Origin of the sequence: Acinetobacter sp. BEC1-S18-ESBL-01 (assembly GCF_014169935.1) — a bacterium.
Taxonomy (GTDB): domain Bacteria; phylum Pseudomonadota; class Gammaproteobacteria; order Pseudomonadales; family Moraxellaceae; genus Acinetobacter; species Acinetobacter pittii.
This window is the reverse complement of record NZ_AP022302.1, coordinates 2,726,289-2,745,940: the sequence shown is the minus strand read 5'-3', so window position 1 is coordinate 2,745,940 and position 19,652 is coordinate 2,726,289. Positions and strand designations below refer to the sequence as shown.

Below are 19,652 nucleotides of genomic sequence, written 5' to 3'. Positions count from 1 at the left end.
TGCAGAGACTCGTTCATCTCTAAAATAATAATGTGATACTTATTGAATGCTTGAGAAAATATCGTACCGACAGGTCTGTATTAAAAGGCAAATTAAAATAAATATTTGAAATTTTATTATTTAATTAAAAGTAAATGCTCCGAAGATGCCGCTGCATGTGTCGTTACCCTGAACCCGATGAGTTCAAGGTGGACGCGACGTATACTTGCTGGGTTTCCTACTCGAAGGTAGGCATACACTCTAAATATACAGAACGCAATCCATAAGTTTAAGTATCGGCAGGGGAATAGACCCGCTGGCGAACATCCCAGAGATAGCTTAAGTATAACCGATCTGACTATGTTGGCAATCACTTGAGTCTATGGAACTGTAAACTTAGTTTGCGTTTGATGAAGCTTTGTACATTGAACGTGGATAAAACGATATTCAACCGTAATGGATAGTCAAAAATAAAAATGCCTTGCATCTATGATTTATAGAGCAAGGCATTTTGTGGTAATCAAAGCTTGTTAAATAACCTGTTCCACATCTTCTAAAATCGTTTGCAGTAGGCGTTCACAGTGAGTGTATTCCTGCAAAGATTTATTAAGACTCAGCACTTCTTGAGTTAACTGTAGAGCGACCATAATGACTAGTTTGTTGTGCTCAACACGTGGGGCACTACGGCGCATGTCATTAAATTTCTCATTGAGAAGTTGTGCAGCGCGTTCAAGTTCATCTTTTTTATCTGAGGTAGTCGCGAGTCTAAAAGTCTGCTCAATCAGCCTAAGCTCTACCATGACTTGTTCACTCATGATTGGATCTCCTCACCAGTTTCAGCATTAGGATGGGCAAGTTGCTGGATTTCTTGAGCATGTTGATCTTGAGCAGTGCCTAAAATTCCTAAACGCTGAATAATGGCTTCAACTTTTGATTTGGCAAGCTCATTTTTTTGTAACAAACGGTCACGATCTTGTTGTAAATCATGCAGCTCTTGTTGGGTTTGACGCTGGTGGGCTTGTAACTTCTCTTTTGCAACACGTAATTCATTTCGTTCTGCAAGAATTTCTTGAAAACGATTTTTTAAATCAGTCGTACTTTTTTCTAATCGGCTATAACGTTCGGCAAGTGTGTTAGCATCTTGATTCAATTGTTGAAATTGGCCTTTTAACTGAGAAAGTTGCTCAGTTACCGACTCAATTTCCTCTTGTTTTTTAGTGATAATACTATTTTTTTGCACAACTTGTGCGTGATGCTCTGTTTCAGCCAGTTCTTTAGCTTCCGAGAGTGCCGCATGTTCACTCTCTAAATGATGTAAGCGTGTTTTTAAAACGCTAATATGCGCTTGTAGCCGCTGTAATTGTTCTAACATAACGAGGTCGCACAGAATCGCAATCAAAGGTAATATATACAAAGTATAGAGATTGGATAAACGAATGCAAGACGATATTTCAGGCTGGACAGATTGGAACGCTCATTTTGAAGGAATTGAAGAAATTTCAAGCCCTAGTGAGTTACATGGTCTGTTAACAGGTATTGTTTGTGTGACAGAAGCGCCTAAGCGTGAAGAATGGTCACAAATTTTAACAACCCTTAATGTGCCAGAGTTAAGTGAAGATGCTTTAGTGCTTTTGACTGACGAAGCAGAAGATGTGGTTCATGCTTTATCTGAAGATGAATTAGATTATCTACCAATGCTTCCAGATGATGAACATTTACTTCAAGAGCGTGTGCAAGCATTATCTGATTGGTGTGCGGGTGTTGTGTTAGGTTTTGGTTTGGCATCGGGTCATGTTCGTAGTGATGAGCGTGAATTGATTGAACACCTTCAAGATGTTGCAGCAGTTGAATTTGAAGATTCTGACAATGATGAGGAAGGTGAAAGCAGTTACGAAGAATTGTATGAATTTGTACGCTTAATCCCTGTGAGCTTGTCTATTGGCAGAAAAAAAATCACTGTAGCTGAAAGTTCATTATTGAAAAACTTTCATGCAAAAAGTAAAACTGCGGCTCTAGGTACAGATCAGAATATTGTAGAAATGTTCACACCACATCGTCCAAGCTAATTGAGGCGATGTGTTATTGGTTGTATTTTATTTTTTGACTTTAAAATTCTAAATCAAGTAGATCATTATGAAATTGCCTCAAGCTGATTTTCAACATCGTAGAGACCGTTTAGCAGAAAAAATGGGTCCTAACAGTATTGCAATTATTGCAACGCGTGAGGAGATGTACCGTAATCGTGATGCGGATTATAAATTCCGTGCCGATAGCAGTTTTTTCTATTTGACGGGCTTTGCTGAGCCTGAGGCAGTTGCAGTTATTGAAACTTTTGAGGATGTAACTGACTATAGCTATAGTCTTTTTTGCCGTGAACGTAACCGCGAGATGGAAATCTGGAATGGTTACCGTGCCGGAATTGACGGTGCAATCGAAGACTATGATGCAGATGAGGCCTATGCAATTGATCTGCTTGATGAAGAAATTATTGAAAAGTTATTAAATAAAGAACGCCTTTATTATCGGATTGGGCAAAATGCTGCGTTTGATGCACGAGTGAGCCAGTGGATTAAAAAAGCAGATGCTGAGCATCGACATCAAGGTGCTCCAGCTCAACTGGTACAGCTCGACCGTATTGTTGATGAAATGCGTTTAATCAAGTCACCACAAGAACTTGAGCTGATGCAAACTGCTTCAAAAATTAGTGCTCAGGCACATACTCGTGCGATGCAAACTGTTCGCCCTGGCATGATGGAATATGCACTAGAGGCCGAGCTCAATTATATATTTGGGCAAAACGGCTGTGTCCCATCTTATAACAGTATTGTTGGTGGCGGGGCTAATGCTTGCATTTTACACTACGTTGAAAATAACCAACCTCTTAAAGACGGTGATTTAGTCTTAATTGACGCTGCATGCGAATATGAGTTCTATGCGTCAGATATTACCCGTACTTTTCCGGTCAATGGTAAGTTTAGTGCTGAACAAAAAGCATTATATGAAGTTGTATTGGCTTCTCAATATGCGGCGATTGATGCAGTACGCATTGGTAATTCGTACCGTGAGCCTCATGAAGTAGCCGTTAAAATTTTAACCGAAGGCCTAATTGAGTTAGGTTTGCTCAAAGGTGATATTAACGAACTTATCGAAACTGAAGCATACCGTCAATTTTATATGCATGGTACAGGCCATTGGTTAGGAATGGATGTACATGATGTCGGGTCTTACAAAAAAGGTGAAGACTGGCGTCAATATGAAGAAGGTATGGTCGTTACCGTTGAACCAGGCCTATACATTGCACCAGACGATGAAACTGTAGATAAAAAATGGCGTGGTATTGGTATTCGTATTGAAGATGATGTGGTCGCAACCTCGAAAGGTCCACGAGTTTTAACTGCTGATGTAGTTAAAAATATTGCAGATATTGAACATTTAATGGCGCAAGCTAAATCATAATTAAACGTATTCGCCAAAGGAGCACAACTCGATGCAACAACAAGTGATTATTGTAGGTGGGGGAATGGTTGGACTTAGCCTTTCACTCATGCTGGCGAAGGCTAATATTGCAGTAAAGCTGTTAGAAGCTGTGAAATACCCAAACTATGATGATCAAAATGTTGCCCCTTATCATTCCAGTTTCGATGCGCGTAATACGGCTTTATCGCGTCGTAGTGTCCAGATTTATCAGAAGCTGGGGTTATGGGATGCATTACAGCAGCACGCGACTCCAATTCTACAAGTTCACATTACTGAACAAGGCAGTTTTGGTAAGGCACGATTAATTGCAGAACAAGAAAAAGTCGAAAGCTTTGGGCAGGTGATTGAAAATGCTTGGTTGGGTCGTGTTTTATTGACTCAAGTACGTCAGCAGCCTTTGATTGAGCTGATTGATGGCGTTCAAGTGACTGCTTTAACTCAAGATGCTGAGCAAGTACATATTGAGGCCAAGCGTGGTGATGAAGTTTTAAAACTTGAGTCAAAGCTATTAATTGCCGCAGATGGACGTGACTCTTTCTGTCGTCAGGCTATCGGCGTTGGTGTAGATGTTCATGATTATGATCAGGTTGCAATTGTCACTACCGTTCAGACTTCAAAACCACATGATCAAGTAGGTTTTGAGCGTTTTAGTGCATTAGGCCCTTTAGCTTTATTGCCTTTACCGGGCGAATATCGCCGTTCGGTTGTATGGCCTGTTAAAAAAGGCACTGAAAGTGAGTGGTTAGGCGATGAAAATGATCAGCATTTCTTAAGTGCGTTACAACAAACTTACGGTGACCGAGCGGGCAAATTTGAAAAAACCGGCAAACGCTTTAGTTATCCGCTTTCACAAGTGCTCGCACATAAACAAGCTGTCGGACGCGTTATTTTAATGGGTAATGCGGCGCATACAATCCATCCTGTTGCAGGACAGGGTTTTAACCTATGTCTACGCGATGCGGATGTTTTAGTGCGTTATTTAGTAAACCAGCTAACCGCTTCTGACGATATTGGCACCCCTGATAATTTACTGGCTTATGAAAAGGCTCGTTTGTCAGATCAACAGCGAGTAATTAAGTTCTGTGACACTGTTGTGCGTGGTTTTAGTAACCAAAATCCATTATTAAAATTAATTCGTAATACGGGATTAATTGCATTCGATGTCATTCCAGGTGTTAAACCACTGGTAGCGAACTATGCAATGGGGTTAAAAGCATGAGTGAAGTACTAGATGTTGTCATTGTTGGTGGTGGGTTGGTTGGTGGTTTAACAGCTTTATTACTTGCACAAGGTGGTGTACAGCCTACTGTGCTTGATGCTGCTCCTGTACTGGATGTTGAAAAAACACTAAGTGTGATGAACCCACGTGTTTTAGCACTGAGCCAAGCGACCATTCATTTACTTAAAACTGTCAATGTTTGGGATGATCTAGCACGTCAAATGCCATATACAGGAATGCAGGTATGGAATCTGAATGGCTATGGTGAAATTAATTTTGGCCAGGAGTCCGTACAAAGGCCAATGCCAGAACAGTCCTTGGGTTCTATGGTTGAGCCAAGTGTATTGAATGTTGCCATTCAACAAAAAATGCTTGAGCAACTAAAAGATTATCGTACTCAGGTTCGTGTGACTCGCATTGAGCAGGGTGTTGGTTGTTGGCATATTCAATTGGCAGATGGTACGACACTTAAAACAAAACTGCTGATTGGGGCAGATGGTGCCAATTCATTTGTACGAGAACAGGCCTTTATTGACCTAGATGTCTTAGATTACAAGCAAGCAGCGATTAGTTGTGCCATTAAAACATCTAAACCCCACAATCATGTTGCTCGGCAAATTTTCTTACCTACAGGGCCTTTAGCCTATTTACCGATGGCTAGTCTTGAAGAAAGTGAAAATGGCTACTGGCAGTCAATTGTCTGGACACTACCTGATGATTATGCCGATGAATATTCTGCTTTAACCGATCATGAGTTTATGCAGCTTTTAACTCGAGAAAGCCAACATATGTTGGGTGAAGTGTTAGATGTACGTTCAAGAGCCCAATTCCCGCTCAAAGCGCGCGCCGCAAAACAGTATGTGAAAGCTGGTTTAGCTTTAATTGGGGATGCAGCACATGTTATCCATCCACTTGCTGGACAAGGCGTAAATATTGGTTGTTTAGATGCAGCCGTACTCTGTGATGCATTACTACATGACTTAGGGCGTGGTGCATGGGCAAATGAACAGACATTGTTGCGTTATGAGCATCGCCGTAAAGGCCAGAATGATGCAATGATGCATAGCATGTCGGCAATTGGCTGGTTGGAAAGTAGTGAGCTATTTCCATTTATCTGGGCTCGGAATGTGGGACTCAAGCAGGTTGAACAAATTTCCTTCTTAAAAGAGCGTTTTATGCAACAAGCAAACGGTTTAGGGCCTTTACAAAACACCCAGTATAGTCGTTAAAATAATTACGAAGTTTATGCTCTACTGGTCTAAATAAATATCAGTAGATATTTTTTAAACAATCATTTATATATCATTACCAATTGGGTTGAAAAAGATACACATTTGACCAATTTGGCTCTTTGCTAAATGCAAAGAGATTGCTAAATTTCTGAGGTCTTGGGACCATAGCGATGATGCAATAGAAATCATTCTGGGGAGTGAAAAATGTCAGATATCAATGATTATGAAGATGCAGAAGATTCTGCTGTAGATGAAGATGAAGCGAAGGCAGCTGAAAGCGGTGCAGCTGATGAAGAAGCAAGCAGTATTAATGATACTGATATTGCTGAGGCAGAAACACTGACTGTGACTGCTAAGCAAAAACAGCGACAAGCGCTGGAAGATGAAGTTGCCGCATTTTTAGCTCGAGGGGGGAGAATTACTGAAGTTCCTCCAGATGAACATAGCGACCATTAATCCTAAAAAGCATCACATGAGTGATGCTTTTTTTATTTTCAAGGAGAGTTTTGAAGTTCTTTCAAAATCCCGCATTCATCTACTGTTCGGTTGGTAGAGCAGTGCTGTTTTAAATCAATCAAAGATTCTTTTAAAAGTAATAATCGTTCGATTTTTTCTGATACTTCTTTTAAGTATTTATCGACTAAATTATCAATTTCTGTACAGGCCTGTTTAGGCTGAGTTTTCATTTCTTTTAATGTTTTAATATCACTTAGTGAAATATCTAATTCACGGCAATGCTTAATAAATAAAAGGTCTGCAAGTGTTTGTTCGGTGTAAACACGATAATTATTTTCTGAACGTTGGATGCGATCAAGTACACCTACTTTTTCGTAATAACGGATCGTATCAATTGGAATATCCGCTTTTTTTGATAATTGACCAATAGAAAGACTCATAAGACTTGACTCTGGAGCTACTCAAGGGTTTTTAATCACTATAAAAGAGTTTTTGAGGAAATAAAATGGCTGGATGTGGTTGTGCTTCAACATATTCTCCTTCAAAGAAAGTGAGTCCACGTTTTAGAAAAGCGTTATGGATTGCACTTGTGATCAATGCCTTAATGTTTGTGGTGGAAATATTGGGAGGTTATAAGGCCCAATCTGTTTCACTTTGGGCAGATGCATTGGACTTCGCCGGAGATGCAGCAAACTATGCACTATCTTTAGTCGTTCTTTCGATGAGTTTATATTGGCGTGCAACAGCTGCATTACTTAAAGGAATAACGATGGCGGCTTTCGGCATTTTTGTTATTGCGAAAGTGGTCTGGTCATATTTTTATGGTGTTTCACCCGAACCAATGGTGATGGGGGCAATTGGTGTAATGGCTTTAATTGCTAACGTTTCTGTCGCGCTTATGCTTTATGCATTTCGTGATGGGGATGCCAATATGCGTTCTGTTTGGTTGTGCAGTAGAAATGACTCAATTGCTAATATTGCTGTAATTTTAGCTGCGGTTGGGGTATTTGGAACAGGTAGTGTATTTCCTGATTTATTGGTTGCCTTTGTAATTGCTTACTTAGGAGTATCCTCCGGCTACGCTGTTATAAAACAGTCACAACAAGAAAGAAAACAGGCAAGAGTTATAGTTGCGAGTGAAGCGTAATACTAAAGAGTAATAAAAAAGGATCTTTTATCTGATCCTTTTTTATTTTAAGCCGTTAAAACAAGAGGGTTATAGCGATACTCCACATAACGCAACCAATAAGGAAATCTAAAATTTTCCAAGCTTTGGGATTGGTAAATAGTGGCTTTAATAATCTTGCACCATAGCCCAGACTAAAAAAGAAAACCCAAGAGGCAAGAATGCTCCCCAAAGCAAAACTCACTTTGTCTTCAAGCTGAGTTGCAACTGAACCAATCAGAACAATAGTGTCTAAATACACGTGAGGATTAAGCCAAGTAAAGGCAAGACAGGTCACTAATGCTTGAGTTAATGTTTGTTTTTGACTGCTATCAAGGTCCATACTTTGGGTAGTCTTAAATGCAGCATAAAATGCTTTGGCACCGTAAACTAATAAAAACGTTGCCCCTAAATATTTAGCTACGGTAATTAAGATAGGTGATGCCGTCATGATTTCGGCAAAGCCTAATACACCACAGGCAATTAAAATTGAGTCGGACAGAGCGCAGATTAAACACAACCAAAATACATATTGCTGTTTAAGTCCTTGTTTGAGGACAAAAGCATTTTGAGCTCCAATTGCTACGATAAGCCCACTGCCAATACCGAAACCTTTAAAAAATATACTAAGAGAGAACATAACAATAAGATGGAAAAATCAGATGTGGGAATTATCTGACTTTTTATTAAGAAATAAGTAAAATTAAGAATATTTAGGTTTGGCTAAAAAAAATTTAGGCTTGATATGTTAGATAGCAAACAGTGTGAAGCCTTTCTTGCAGTAGCAGAATTGGGAAGTTTTGATGCGGCAGGGGAGCATTTATATATTACACCCTCGGCAGTGTCCTTACGCGTACAGGCTTTAGAAAAGTATTTAGGACAAATTCTAATTATACGGGGGCGCCCGTGTGTGCTCACTCAAGCAGGGCAAACTTTATTACAACATTTACGTCATACGAGGTTAATGGAGCAAAATTTATTACAAGGTTTAATGGGGAAATCTTCCGAATCTGAATTTTATAAAATTGCTCTAGCTTCAAATGCAGATTCATTAGCTACTTGGCTTTTACCAAATATTCAGCAAACGCTTTTTAAAGAAAAAATAGTATTAGAACTAAAAATTGATGATCAATCTCACACGCACACTTTATTGGAGACAGGTCAAGTCAATGCCTGTATTTCGGCAGAAGAGCAGGTCATGTCAGGTTGTTTAGCTCAACCACTAGGAAAAATGCGTTATAAAATGTTGGCCTCTGCTGAATTCGTAAATAAATGGTTTAGCGCTGGAGTGAATAGAGATGCATTAAGAAAAGCACCAGCAGTTATTTTTAATCATAAAGACTTAATGCATTCAGAGGTCTTACTAAAAGGATACGGTTTACCGATGCAAAGTTATCCTTATAGTTTTATTCCAGCAACAGATGCTTTCGTCAAAGCAATTCAATTAGGTTTAGGCTATGGCATGGTGCCCGAGTTGCAGGTTCAGCCACTACTCGGAAATGGAACACTTGTTGATATTATGCCTGAAGCCGAACTTGATGTTCCTTTATATTGGCACCACTGGAAAAGACAGTCACAGCAACTTGATGTATTAACTGAGACAATTGTTCAGTCAGCAAAAAAGATATTGAGATAAGATTAAGATTGTGTTAACTCAAGCGCACGTTGATAAGCGACTTTTTTCTTAACTCCTGTTAAATCAGCAGCCAGTTGAGATGCCGCTTTAACAGATAAATCTTGAAGTAAGCGCTTTAAAAGCTCATCTAATTTCTCTTGTTCCAGATCTGTCTTTTCTGGTGCACCGCCAACTACTAGAACAATTTCGCCTTTTTCTTGATTGTGATCATTTTCAATAAAACTGACCAAATCTTTTAAAGTCATTTTTTTGATGGTTTCAAAGGTTTTTGTAATTTCACGTGCGAAACCTACAGGACGATTTTCACCAAATACCTCAGCCATATTTTTTACACACTCTAAAATACGATGTGGTGCTTCATAAAAAATTAAGGTCTGAGTCTCATTTTTGAGTTTTTCTAATTGAGAAATACGTTGAGAAGCTTTTGATGGCAAAAATCCTTCAAAACTAAAACGATCACTCGGTAGGCCTACTGCACTTAAAGCGGCAATCGCAGCACATGCGCCAGGCACGGGAATAACCCTAATACCATGTTCTTGAGCAGCTCGAACTAACTTAAAACCAGGGTCACTAATAAGCGGTGTACCCGCATCACTAATTAAAGCAATATCATCGCCTGCAAGTAATTTTTGAACTAACTGCTCAATTTTATTACTTTCATTGTGATCATGACATGCAGTAAGTTGAGTCGATATATTATAGTGCTTAAATAATTGTGCTGATTGACGCGTATCTTCGGCAGCTACAATAGAAACTGATTTTAAAATATCAATTGCACGGAAAGTCATATCATCTAAGTGCCCGATTGGGGTGGCTACAACGAATAACTGAGCACTCATTTGGTTTTACTCCGTACAGATAAACAATTTTAATGGGGTAGTTTACCTGAAATTATGATTTGGGCGTGAACAAAGTCTGCCAACCTTTGCTTTTCCAAAATGATCTGATTTTCATTTGTTCAATTTAGATCAGAAAGTACGGGTGGATTTAACGAAATAATTTAAGCATCAAAATCTGTGGTGCTACTTTTAATTTGGGGAAGATAAGAATGCTATTAGCGCAGCAGTTGGGTAAATGGGCAGAGCAAACGGCTTTAAACCTGTTGCAAAAGCAAAACTATGTATGGGTAACCAGTAATTACCATTCACGCCGTGGTGAAGTGGATTTGATTGTTAAAAGAGGGCAAGAACTGGTTTTTGTCGAGGTAAAAGCGCGTACTATAGGAAATTATGGACAGGCTTGTGAAATGGTGACAAGAACAAAGCAGAAGAAAATTATTAAAACCGCGATGCGTTTTTTACAGCGCTACCCATCTTATCAGGATTTTTATTGTCGTTTTGATGTGATTTGTTTTGATTTTCCACAGAAAATTGCAAAAACAGTACAGCAAGACTTTTCAAATTTCCATTATGATCTGCAATGGATCGAAAATGCATTTACTTTGGATTAAGAGTTCATTACTCTTTTGAGCAAATTAAAACCGATGTTTTATGATCAAGCCAAGAAGAGATTGATAGGAGTCTGGTGGAGTGTTGAAACGTATTGCTGTAACAGCGCTTTGTGTCGCAAGTTTGTCAGGTTGCGCAAGTTTTATTTCTGGTGGAACAGGTACAGCTCCAGTCGGAACAGATAGTGGTGTACGTAGCTTAGGTCAGGTATTCATTGATTCTTCAATTAAACGTACAGCGAATATTAACCTCTATAAGCTTGATCAGCGTTTTAAACAATCACGTATTAATATCGAAAGTTTCCATAGTACTGTTTTATTAACAGGACAAGTGCCAGACCCATACTTGAAACAATTGGCAGAAGACAATCTTAAAGCCATGAGCGATGTGAAAGCTGTACATAACTACATTACCGTGGGTAATAAGGTCAGCTATAACACGATCATGCAAGATGCTGGTGTAACTGCAAATACACGTGCTCTATTAATGAAAGCGCCAGTTGTATCGGACAGTAAAGTACTTGTCCATACCGAAGATGGCGTACTTTATGTGATGGGCCGTTTAAATACAGCTGAAATTAATGATTTAAATAATGTGCTTCAAAATGTTGGTAACGTGACCAAAATTGTGACACTCATTGATAACGTTGATTTAGCACCTGCGCCAGCGGCGAGTACTGCTAGTGCAACGACTACACCAATTATTAATAACGTCATTGCTCAACCAACAGTTCAAACTCCTGTTGCAATTGATCCTGACCAAACAGATCCAGCTTCGAATGCACAGTAATATATGAATCTGATTGAACAACTACAAAGTAAAATTGAACAGGCGCGAACTCTTTATAAAGAGTTCCGCCTTTATGATTTGGGGAGTTTTGCTTTAAACCGTTTTACGCCAAAAGATGGTTTTGAACAGGTCGCAAATGTACGTTATGGTCTAAAGCCGCGTCACCGTTTGGATATTTACCGATCTGTTAAAAAACTAGCACATCAGCCTCTTATTGTTTTTGTACATGGTGGTGCTTGGCAACATGGTAATAAGCGAGATTATCTTTTTATTGGTGAGACGTTTGCTAAAGAAGGCTATGACGTTGCAGTTATCAACTATCAATTAGCTCCTAAAAATATTTTTCCGAGTTTTGTTGATGATTTGACACAGGCACTGAATTATTTACATCAAAACCAAGAAAAACTAGAAATTTCTACAGAAAATGTTGTGCTTATGGGGCATTCAGCAGGGGCATTTAATGTAATGTCTGCTGTTTATCACCCAACGCCAAATCCTATTCAATGTTTAGGAAATATTAAGGCGATTTTCGGTTTAGCTGGACCTTATCATTTTGATTATAAGGGGGACCCACTAGCTGAAGATGCTTTTGATCAAAGTATTTCTTATCAAGAAGTGATGCCATACTATTTCGTCAATCAAAATAGTATTAAACATTACTTACTCATGGCTGAAAATGATCAGCTTGTCGGCAAAGAGAATACGTTGGATTTGGATCGGGCTTTAAGACAGAGTGGAAATCACAGTCATATCGCTGTGATTCCTAAAACTGGACATATTACAATTTTGGCCAGTCTTTCTAGCTTTATTAGCCACTATTTCAGAACGAAAAGAACGATCTTACATTTTCTCGAAGAAGTGTTTTAAACGAGAGTCTCGTTTAAAACACGGCAGATTACCCAGCTTGGGTAATCTGCATAATCATTGAATGAGCAATACTTCCTTTAAACGGAATCTCAGGTAATTGATCAATTTTGAAGAATTGTGCATCTGCAATTTCTTCTTCTTGAAGCTTAATTTCACCCGACTCATATTCTGCCCGAAATGCCACCATAAGGTTACTTGGGAATGGCCAAGGCTGACTTGACATATACTGAATATTTTTGAGTTTTAAACCTACTTCTTCAAAGGCTTCACGTTGTACTGCCTCTTCAAGTGTTTCGCCCACCTCAACAAAACCTGCAATCAAACCATACATATTGGTTTTGTTGTGAACTGACTTAGCCAGCAAGATTTCATCATCACCACGAGTAATGACGGTAATAATGCAAGGGTTTACACGAGGATATTGGTGGTAGCGACAGGAAGGGCATACCATTGCATATTCGGTTGGATGAACTTCTGTCGGATGTCCACAGTGACTACAAAACTTATGGTTACGTCGCCATTCAAGTAATTGAACAGCACGGCTTGCTTGCAAAAACTGTTCTTTCGACCAGCTGGTAATAAGCTGGCGAATTGGAACAAGCTGTAAGCCTTCGGGGATAGGTTCCTCAGCAAGCAAGTCACGTGCAATGACTTGCTCATCATGAGTGAAAAGTAAATCACTTGCTAACTTTTCGACTTTGGGTAGTTGGAGATTCTGGTCAACCAGTAATTGTTGATGATGGAAAATATAAGCAAGTGATAATTCAGACATTAAGCTGCCTTTTTTTGAAGTTGTTGACTACTCGACAATGCTACATTAAACATGGATTGTAGAACAGGTTGTTTATTTTTTAAATTGTCAACTAACATGTCAATGCCTGCCAATACGTTAAAAATACAGTGAATTTGGTCTGTATTAAAAGGCTGGCTTTGTTCAAGTTGCTCTTGAACAAATTGGGCAGTTTGGAGTAAAGCATGTTGTTGAGTCGTGCTTCCTAAAAATTCGGCTGCACCTGCTAACTCTTTTAATGAACCTGCAATGGCTTCAATATTTTGTGTTTGGTCATTGGCATACAACGTAAGACTCTGACAGATAAAATCAATTAAATTTTTTGTCTCGGTAAGCAAAGCCTGATGAGCTTCATCAAGACGATCTAAAGAAATAGCCGTATTATTTACGCTAAGTTGTAGACGATTTGACGTGTAATTGCGTACCAAAATACCAATTGAGTTCATAGCAGATAAAATGCTGTTCATCAGCTGCTGAGCATAGTTTTCATCACTTAAAATGTTAAGTTGACTTAAACTGCTGGCTTGTTGAGAAAGAGCAGATGCGGCTTCATCAAGGTTTAGAAGTTTAAAGGTATGAGCCAATTGTAAAAGGCTCGCTTGTAGTTGCTGTGCTTTTTCAGGCGACATATTTTGATAGTTGTATTCAATATCGTTCCGCACCTTATTCATTTCATCTAAGATTAATTGGCTGACTGTGTGCATCGTGTCAAAGTCAGGACCAAAAAGATGGCGACTTAAAACGAGTAATTGAGTATCAGTCGGTGTTTCATCACCAATATGAATTTGGTTACGAATAAGGTGAGCAATCTCATCTTCTTGAGCGATTACAATACTTAAAATATCTGCGAATGCCGCTAAATTAGGTTGAAAACTTTCGGGTGCTGCCAAAAATAGAGCAATATGACTTTCAATATTAATCAGTACACGTAGGCGTGAATCATTTAAAAGGAGGTCATCAATATGGTTAAAAGCGTAATTGACGAGCTGCCAATATTTTTGGCTTGGCTGAGTATTCGCCATGCTGACCAAATAGGTTGCAATAAGTTTAAAGGCTTGAAAATCCTGAGCTGAGGCTGTCTTTTTTAAAAATTGGTGTAGAGATAGTTTGTATAGTTGATGGATGAACTGAGTTTTTTCACTAATTAATATTTCGGGCAAGGGTAGTTCAAGCGAAGTATCTGCAAGTAAGGGAACAAGAGCCTGTCCGGATGTAGTCAGGGGCTTATTTAAAGCTAATTCTAAATTATTTAAGGTCGTAAGAAGAAATTGTGGAACTTGTATTTCACGCAAACAGATAAATTCAATATAGCGCTTTACCATGGTCGTGCCTTCGCTTAGGGCAACCACATCATCCGTATTAATTTGGGTTGGATTCGCAATAATTTTTTGCATCAACTCAGTTGAATACTGAGTGATTTTTGCAAGATAAGGAACATCAATTAAGCGTAGAACTTGAGTGCATTGTTTAAATTGTTCTAATGCATCATCAATACCAAAAGGGAGAGCCTGTTCTTCAATTAAGGTACTTACCGCACCTTCAACCAGTTTTATTGAACGATCAATTTCATGTTTAATGATGAGTAAAGCTGTTGGATCGAAATGAATCGACGTATGCTCAGACATAAACGTTCCCCTTTGCAAAAAAATCAATTGTTATATTCGTAGTGCTCAATACTTTGAGCTAAAAATCTATGCGACTAATATAACTTAACTTACAAAGGGGAAAAGCTAAAAACACTAAAGAATCAAAAATTTATTTTGCAAAAAGGCAAGGTTCTCCGTGTTTTTCCTCATATTCTTTGACCCAAGTCTCATGTATATTTAACTCTTCATCTGAAGGGTAAATTACAGGGAGGTCAATTTGAACTCTGCTTCTATTGGTTGTTTGCTGGCTATTTTCACTCTGAGATAAGGCATCTATATCAAAAGAAACCTGACCACCAGTCATTGCCAAGTAGACATCAGCAAGAATTTCAGCATCGAGTAACGCGCCGTGGAAAGTACGGTCACGTGCTGGAATTTCATAACGTCTTACAAGCGCATCAAGGGAGTTTTTTTGTCCCGGATGTTTGTTTTTCGCTAAAGCTAAAGTATCCGTTACCTCACACACTTCAGAAAGTGCAGGAAGCCCTACGCGTTTAAACTCCATATCAAGGAAGTTCATATCGAAGGTCGCGTTATGGGCAATAATCTCTGCACCTTTGAGATAGTCAAATAAGGTGTCAGCAATGTCCGCATAGAGCGGTTTATCTTTTAAGAAATCATCACTGATACCGTGGATGTTTTCTGAGTCTCCCACTGGTTTTTGTGGGTTAATATAAATATGAATCGAGCTACCCGTAAGCTTACGGTTAATCATCTCAATCGCGCCCACCTCAATAATGCGGTCGCCATCTTGGAAATAAAAACCAGTAGTTTCCGTATCGAGAATCAGTTGTCGAGGACCTTGTAATTTTAGTTTGGCTTCGGTCACAACGATTTGGGGATGAATATTATTGGTTGGCTGCTTACTTTTTTGTTTGGCAGTTTCAACGTCAATAATTTCTTCTTCCACAATAATCATCTCAACTTCTTCAGATGTTTCAAGATGAATATTTTCTTCTTCAGTTGAATCAGCCAGATCAAACCCGAAAGGGTCATCTAGCAGCCAGTCCTGTTCAGGCTTTTTTATATCTTGCGATACAGTGGCAGACTGTGGTTGCTTGAGTTCTTTCGCAGTTTTGTCTGCACCTAAATTAGCAAGCTGGTCTGCCATTTCATTGCCAGGGTGTCCTGCATGGCCTTTAATCCAGTTCCACTCAATATTTCTACCTGTACAGACAGCATCTAATTTCTGCCAAAGGTCAGGATTTTTTACATCTTTCCAGTTTTTCTTTTTCCAGCCATGAATCCACTCAGTAATACCTTGCTTCACATAATTTGAATCTGTCCAGATAATCAAATGTGCATCGGTTGGGCAAAATGAAACGCCTTCAATGGCAGCAGTGAGTTCCATACGGTTATTGGTCGTATCAGGCTCACCGCCAAATAATTTATGTTCACCCTGCTCAGTAATGACATATGCGCCCCAACCACCTAAACCCGGATTGCCACGACATGCACCATCAACATACAGTGTGATTGTTTGAGACATAAATCGAAACCTAAACTAAAAGAAAAAGAACTGAATATGGTGTATTGTATACGCAAAAAGTTCGGTTCCATCGTATCAAAGCAAGGTTTTTTTAATTTCTTGTAACATTTCCATGCAAATGACATTAAATTATTGCCTTGTCTATCTTGCATGCTTTACTACAATGGCATCGAAGACCTAGGGTTTGTGGGCAGACCCCAAAAAAATATTACGCGAGTTGTTTGGAAGTTTTTATGTATAAACCAACCACATTTGTGTGGCAGCCATCTGCAGCATCATTGTTTAAAATTACCGTACTTAGCTCTGCGTTAGCTGCGTTGGGTATTACAACAGGCTGTTCATCGACTCCGCAATCTGCAAAAACCTCAAAATCGAAACAGGTCAGTGGTGCAGGTTATTTAGATGCTAGTAGTCTTGATTCATTGGAAGACTTACTTTCAGCAACTGATATGCGTGCTGTAGAGGGCGACCGTCTGCTTATTTTAAAGCATGGTGATGTCTGGAAACGTATGTCTGTTGGTTTCAAAATGGATTTGAACCATTGGGATTCACGTATTGAAGCTCAGCGTAGTTGGTTTATTTCTCGTCAGCCTTATCTTGATCGTTTAAGTGCCCGCGCAAGTCGTTATTTGTACCATACAGTTAAAGAAGCTGAACGCCGTGGTTTGCCGACAGAACTTGCATTATTACCTGTAATTGAAAGTTCATATGATCCAGCTGCAACAAGTAGTGCCGCAGCAGCAGGTTTATGGCAGTTTATTCCGAGTACTGGTCGTATTTATGGCTTAAAGCAAACTGGTATGTATGATGGCCGTCGCGATGTTGTTGAGTCGACCCGTGCCGCCTATGAGTTTTTAGGAAGCTTATATAACCAATTCGGTTCTTGGGAGCTTGCTTTAGCAGCCTATAACGCTGGACCGGGACGTATTCAACAAGCAATTAACCGAAATCAGGCAGCAGGTTTACCTACTGATTATTGGTCTTTAAAATTACCTCAAGAAACCATGAATTATGTTCCGCGTTTCTTGGCCGTTGCTCAAATTATTAAAAATCCAAAAGCTTACGGTATTTCTTTACCACCAATTGCAAATAGACCCCATTTCCGTGAAGTAACTTTATCTGCACCTTTATCTTTAAATGAAATTGCTTCTGTAGCTGGATTAAGTCGTTCGGAACTCTATGCATTAAACCCGGGATATCGTGGTGAAATGGTAGACCCAGCAAGTCCAATGCGTATCTTGATTCCAGCAGATTTAAGTCCTTCAATTGATAATAAATTAAAAGGTATGAAGTCTGGCGGTGGTTCAGGTTGGTGGGCAAATGTGACTTCACCATCTAAGCCAGATGTAAGTGCTTCAACATCTGTGACAATTAAAACCACGCCTGCAAATCAGGTTCAACCAGTTAAACCGTCAACACCTACTAGAACAACCAGTAGCTCTACCACGGTAAAAACTTCAACTCCTCGTGGGTCTGATGCTTTAGCCGCGTTTGCAGCTTCGGCTGATGTACCAAGTGCTCCACGTATTCCTGTTGCTGTGACACCTGCGGCAAATATCAAGCAAGTGAAGACAGAGCCACCAATCTCGGCTGCAGAACGTGAAAAGATTTTAGCGGCAGTTCGAGCTGAAGGTGAGAAAGAAACAGTTCAACAAGCTTTAGAGCCACAACCAACGCAGGCTGAAAAAGATCAAGTAGTTGCCGAGTTAAAAGCTATTGCACCACAAGGAACAGAAATTGTTGATCCTTATGATGGCAAAATTAAGTTAACTGCGATTCAAACAAGTCAGTCAGTTGCAGAGCAACAAGGTAAAGAAGTAAGTAAAGGTTTTGCATATCCAAAAACTTTAGCTGAAGATGTGACTGTAGCTAACTCTGAAGATGGGCAGCGTAATAAAGACAAGCCTTACATTAAAACTGATACAGATGTAGTGGTTGTGCAGCCTAAAGGCAAACGCAGTACCTATACAGTTTTACCGGGTGATACTTTAGCCGTTATTGCGATGAAAAACGGCGTAAACTGGCGTGATGTTGCTAAGTGGAACCAGATTGATCCAGAAAAGACGTTATATGTTGGTTCAACGCTTTATCTTTATGACGCTAAGCCACAAGAAGCTCAAACGACTTCAAAAAGCACAGCTAAACCAGATGTATATGTCGTTCAGGCTAACGATAGTTTAAGCGGTGTGGCTAACCAGTTTAATTTGTCAGTAAGACAATTGGCTGAATATAACGATTTATCAGTGACTGATGGCTTATTTGTTGGGCAAAAACTACAGTTAAAAGAACCAAAAAATAGTCGCTCAAGTGCTAAAGCAGAACCGAAAGCTGTTCAGGCAAGTGCAAAGCGTATAGCGACTAAAAGCTATACTGTTAAGCGCGGTGAATACCTGAAATTAATTGCAGATCGTTATGCGCTCTCTAATCAGGAACTTGCTGAATTAACTCCGGGTTTAACTGCGGGCAGTAACTTGATGGTAGGCCAAAAAATTAATGTGCCTACACAAGATATTTCTGTAGATGATGTTGCTGAAACTAAGGCTTCTAGTAAATCCGAGAAAGCACCAGCAAGTGTTTCTTATAAAACAGAAGGCTATAAAGTACAACGTGGTGATACTTTATCGAGTATTGCAACTAAATCAAAAATTAGCCTGGCTGAGTTAGCCGAGTTAAATAACTTAAAAGCAAATAGCCATGTGCAGCTTGGTCAAACTTTAAAAGTACCGGCAGGCTTAAGTGTTCCAGAACAATACGTTGTACAGTCTGGCGATAGCTTAAATGCAATTGCGAGTAAATATAATTTGCAAACAAGCTATTTGGCTGACCTAAACGGTTTATCTCGTACTGCGGGTTTGCGTGCTGGTCAACGCTTAAAACTAACAGGAACTGTTGAAGAGGCGCCAACTAAATCTTCTAAAAACGCCAAAGAAGAAACACCGGAAACTTATACAGTTAAATCTGGTGATAGCTTAGGTAATATCGCTAATCGCTACCACTTACAGTTGGACTACCTTGCTTCATTAAATGGTCTTTCACGCAACAGTAGCGTTCGTGTGGGGCAGCGTTTAAAGCTAACGGGTGATGTGCCTACAGTTGAAACAGCTAAAGCAGATACTAAGTCTTCAACTAAAACAGTTGCCGCTGGTAAAAACACTGAAAGATATACGGTTAAATCTGGTGAGTCTTTAAATAGTATCGCGAGCCGTGCGGGTATTTCAGTGCGTGAACTGGCTGAAATGAATGCATTAAAAGCAAATGCTAACTTACAGCGCGGTCAGAATATTGTGATTCCAAAAACTGTCGTGGAATACAAAGTGAAGCGTGGCGATACCTTAATTGGTCTTGCGAGTAAATATGGTCTAGAAACCAATTTATTGGCTGAGCTGAATAATTTAACGCCTTCTACTCAGCTTCGCATTGGTGATGTGATTAAAGTGCCTAATTTGTAAAATAATTAGC

Annotated in this window: 19 protein-coding genes and 1 other RNA gene; 11 read left to right on the top strand and 9 right to left on the bottom strand. The window is 39.4% G+C overall.

Annotated elements, in window-relative coordinates; genetic code table 11:
• Positions 1-132: 132 nt before the first annotated feature.
• The 3 genes from ssrS to H7R46_RS12960 form a co-directional block, all read right to left on the bottom strand.
• A non-coding RNA gene (gene ssrS, locus H7R46_RS12970) (6S RNA) lies at positions 133-317 on the bottom strand.
• A 192-nt stretch (positions 318-509) separates the two neighbouring features.
• On the bottom strand, positions 510-794 hold the full coding sequence (locus tag H7R46_RS12965; RefSeq protein WP_005070547.1) for a cell division protein ZapA: 285 nt from the start codon (positions 792-794) through the stop codon (positions 510-512).
• Complete coding sequence (locus H7R46_RS12960; RefSeq protein WP_002117619.1) at positions 791-1,351, bottom strand: hypothetical protein; 561 nt, start codon at positions 1,349-1,351, stop codon at positions 791-793. The genes H7R46_RS12965 and H7R46_RS12960 overlap by 4 nt, the downstream gene beginning before the upstream one ends.
• A 64-nt stretch (positions 1,352-1,415) precedes the next feature.
• Here H7R46_RS12960 and H7R46_RS12955 point away from each other — a divergent pair, with 64 nt between their 5' ends.
• From H7R46_RS12955 to H7R46_RS12935, 5 genes are all read left to right on the top strand, one after another.
• Positions 1,416-2,045 (top strand): UPF0149 family protein, encoded by a 630-nt coding sequence (locus tag H7R46_RS12955; RefSeq protein WP_005070544.1) that lies wholly within the window; start codon positions 1,416-1,418, stop codon positions 2,043-2,045.
• 67 nt (positions 2,046-2,112) lie between these two features.
• A complete protein-coding gene (gene pepP / locus H7R46_RS12950) occupies positions 2,113-3,435 on the top strand; it encodes a Xaa-Pro aminopeptidase (protein WP_005070543.1) in 1,323 nt (440 codons plus the stop codon).
• Positions 3,436-3,466: 31 nt separating this feature from the next.
• Entirely contained in the window at positions 3,467-4,675 is a 1,209-nt protein-coding gene (gene ubiH, locus H7R46_RS12945) for a 2-octaprenyl-6-methoxyphenyl hydroxylase (RefSeq protein ID WP_005070540.1), read from the top strand.
• A complete protein-coding gene (locus H7R46_RS12940) occupies positions 4,672-5,904 on the top strand; it encodes an FAD-dependent monooxygenase (protein WP_005070538.1) in 1,233 nt (410 codons plus the stop codon). Before ubiH ends, H7R46_RS12940 begins: the two co-directional genes overlap by 4 nt.
• Before the next feature lie 207 nt (positions 5,905-6,111).
• Positions 6,112-6,363: a hypothetical protein gene (locus H7R46_RS12935; RefSeq protein WP_002117665.1), complete on the top strand. Its 252-nt coding sequence runs from the start codon at positions 6,112-6,114 to the stop codon at positions 6,361-6,363.
• Between the two features lie 38 nt (positions 6,364-6,401).
• On the opposite strand, the gene H7R46_RS12930 is transcribed toward H7R46_RS12935, so the two are convergent.
• Positions 6,402-6,803 carry a Cd(II)/Pb(II)-responsive transcriptional regulator gene (locus H7R46_RS12930; RefSeq protein WP_005070536.1) on the bottom strand — a complete coding sequence of 134 codons (402 nt, stop codon included), beginning with the start codon at positions 6,801-6,803 and terminating at the stop codon, positions 6,402-6,404.
• Between the two features lie 65 nt (positions 6,804-6,868).
• On the opposite strand from H7R46_RS12930, the gene H7R46_RS12925 reads away from it, so the two are divergent.
• On the top strand, positions 6,869-7,510 hold the full coding sequence (locus H7R46_RS12925) for a cation transporter (RefSeq protein WP_005070534.1): 642 nt from the start codon (positions 6,869-6,871) through the stop codon (positions 7,508-7,510).
• 55 nt (positions 7,511-7,565) lie between these two features.
• Here the strand turns inward: H7R46_RS12925 and H7R46_RS12920 are convergent, their stop codons facing one another.
• The gene (locus tag H7R46_RS12920) at positions 7,566-8,168 is read right to left on the bottom strand and encodes a LysE/ArgO family amino acid transporter (protein ID WP_005070532.1); all 603 of its coding nucleotides are present in this window, start codon (positions 8,166-8,168) and stop codon (positions 7,566-7,568) included.
• Positions 8,169-8,273: 105 nt separating this feature from the next.
• Between H7R46_RS12920 and H7R46_RS12915 the strand changes: the two genes are divergently transcribed.
• Entirely contained in the window at positions 8,274-9,164 is an 891-nt protein-coding gene (locus H7R46_RS12915; protein ID WP_005070528.1) for a LysR family transcriptional regulator ArgP, read from the top strand.
• Positions 9,165-9,166: 2 nt separating this feature from the next.
• Here H7R46_RS12915 and rsmI read toward each other — a convergent pair whose 3' ends face one another.
• On the bottom strand, positions 9,167-10,003 hold the full coding sequence (rsmI, locus tag H7R46_RS12910; protein ID WP_005070526.1) for a 16S rRNA (cytidine(1402)-2'-O)-methyltransferase: 837 nt from the start codon (positions 10,001-10,003) through the stop codon (positions 9,167-9,169).
• 209 nt (positions 10,004-10,212) lie between these two features.
• Between rsmI and H7R46_RS12905 the strand changes: the two genes are divergently transcribed.
• The 3 genes from H7R46_RS12905 to H7R46_RS12895 all read left to right on the top strand — a co-directional run bounded on the left by H7R46_RS12905 (position 10,213) and on the right by H7R46_RS12895 (position 12,268).
• A complete protein-coding gene (locus H7R46_RS12905; RefSeq protein ID WP_005070523.1) occupies positions 10,213-10,614 on the top strand; it encodes a YraN family protein in 402 nt (133 codons plus the stop codon).
• 79 nt (positions 10,615-10,693) lie between these two features.
• Positions 10,694-11,401 carry a BON domain-containing protein gene (locus H7R46_RS12900; RefSeq protein WP_002117601.1) on the top strand — a complete coding sequence of 236 codons (708 nt, stop codon included), beginning with the start codon at positions 10,694-10,696 and terminating at the stop codon, positions 11,399-11,401.
• Positions 11,402-11,404: 3 nt separating this feature from the next.
• On the top strand, positions 11,405-12,268 hold the full coding sequence (locus tag H7R46_RS12895) for an alpha/beta hydrolase (protein ID WP_005070519.1): 864 nt from the start codon (positions 11,405-11,407) through the stop codon (positions 12,266-12,268).
• Positions 12,269-12,296: 28 nt separating this feature from the next.
• Here H7R46_RS12895 and nudC read toward each other — a convergent pair whose 3' ends face one another.
• From nudC to dnaQ, 3 genes are all read right to left on the bottom strand, one after another.
• The gene (nudC, locus tag H7R46_RS12890) at positions 12,297-13,040 is read right to left on the bottom strand and encodes an NAD(+) diphosphatase (RefSeq protein WP_005070517.1); all 744 of its coding nucleotides are present in this window, start codon (positions 13,038-13,040) and stop codon (positions 12,297-12,299) included.
• Positions 13,040-14,683 carry a hypothetical protein gene (locus tag H7R46_RS12885; protein ID WP_005070515.1) on the bottom strand — a complete coding sequence of 548 codons (1,644 nt, stop codon included), beginning with the start codon at positions 14,681-14,683 and terminating at the stop codon, positions 13,040-13,042. The genes nudC and H7R46_RS12885 overlap by 1 nt, the downstream gene beginning before the upstream one ends.
• Positions 14,684-14,813: 130 nt before the next feature.
• Positions 14,814-16,193 (bottom strand): DNA polymerase III subunit epsilon, encoded by a 1,380-nt coding sequence (gene dnaQ / locus H7R46_RS12880; RefSeq protein WP_005070513.1) that lies wholly within the window; start codon positions 16,191-16,193, stop codon positions 14,814-14,816.
• A gap of 233 nt (positions 16,194-16,426) precedes the next feature.
• Here dnaQ and H7R46_RS12875 point away from each other — a divergent pair, with 233 nt between their 5' ends.
• The gene (locus tag H7R46_RS12875; protein WP_005070511.1) at positions 16,427-19,642 is read left to right on the top strand and encodes a LysM peptidoglycan-binding domain-containing protein; all 3,216 of its coding nucleotides are present in this window, start codon (positions 16,427-16,429) and stop codon (positions 19,640-19,642) included.
• Positions 19,643-19,652: the final 10 nt, after the last annotated feature.

Excerpts from the sequence above, each read along its gene's own strand:
- H7R46_RS12965 (WP_005070547.1), bottom strand. The coding sequence starts at position 794 with ATGAGTGAACAAGTCATGGTAGAGCTTAGGCTGATTGAGCAGACTTTT.
- H7R46_RS12960 (WP_002117619.1), bottom strand. The coding sequence starts at position 1,351 with ATGTTAGAACAATTACAGCGGCTACAAGCGCATATTAGCGTTTTAAAA.
- H7R46_RS12955 (WP_005070544.1), top strand. The coding sequence starts at position 1,416 with ATGCAAGACGATATTTCAGGCTGGACAGATTGGAACGCTCATTTTGAA.
- pepP (WP_005070543.1), top strand. The coding sequence starts at position 2,113 with ATGAAATTGCCTCAAGCTGATTTTCAACATCGTAGAGACCGTTTAGCA.
- ubiH (WP_005070540.1), top strand. The coding sequence starts at position 3,467 with ATGCAACAACAAGTGATTATTGTAGGTGGGGGAATGGTTGGACTTAGC.
- H7R46_RS12940 (WP_005070538.1), top strand. The coding sequence starts at position 4,672 with ATGAGTGAAGTACTAGATGTTGTCATTGTTGGTGGTGGGTTGGTTGGT.
- H7R46_RS12935 (WP_002117665.1), top strand. The coding sequence starts at position 6,112 with ATGTCAGATATCAATGATTATGAAGATGCAGAAGATTCTGCTGTAGAT.
- H7R46_RS12930 (WP_005070536.1), bottom strand. The coding sequence starts at position 6,803 with ATGAGTCTTTCTATTGGTCAATTATCAAAAAAAGCGGATATTCCAATT.
- H7R46_RS12925 (WP_005070534.1), top strand. The coding sequence starts at position 6,869 with ATGGCTGGATGTGGTTGTGCTTCAACATATTCTCCTTCAAAGAAAGTG.
- H7R46_RS12920 (WP_005070532.1), bottom strand. The coding sequence starts at position 8,168 with ATGTTCTCTCTTAGTATATTTTTTAAAGGTTTCGGTATTGGCAGTGGG.
- H7R46_RS12915 (WP_005070528.1), top strand. The coding sequence starts at position 8,274 with ATGTTAGATAGCAAACAGTGTGAAGCCTTTCTTGCAGTAGCAGAATTG.
- rsmI (WP_005070526.1), bottom strand. The coding sequence starts at position 10,003 with ATGAGTGCTCAGTTATTCGTTGTAGCCACCCCAATCGGGCACTTAGAT.
- H7R46_RS12905 (WP_005070523.1), top strand. The coding sequence starts at position 10,213 with ATGCTATTAGCGCAGCAGTTGGGTAAATGGGCAGAGCAAACGGCTTTA.
- H7R46_RS12895 (WP_005070519.1), top strand. The coding sequence starts at position 11,405 with ATGAATCTGATTGAACAACTACAAAGTAAAATTGAACAGGCGCGAACT.
- nudC (WP_005070517.1), bottom strand. The coding sequence starts at position 13,040 with ATGTCTGAATTATCACTTGCTTATATTTTCCATCATCAACAATTACTG.
- H7R46_RS12885 (WP_005070515.1), bottom strand. The coding sequence starts at position 14,683 with ATGTCTGAGCATACGTCGATTCATTTCGATCCAACAGCTTTACTCATC.
- dnaQ (WP_005070513.1), bottom strand. The coding sequence starts at position 16,193 with ATGTCTCAAACAATCACACTGTATGTTGATGGTGCATGTCGTGGCAAT.
- H7R46_RS12875 (WP_005070511.1), top strand. The coding sequence starts at position 16,427 with ATGTATAAACCAACCACATTTGTGTGGCAGCCATCTGCAGCATCATTG.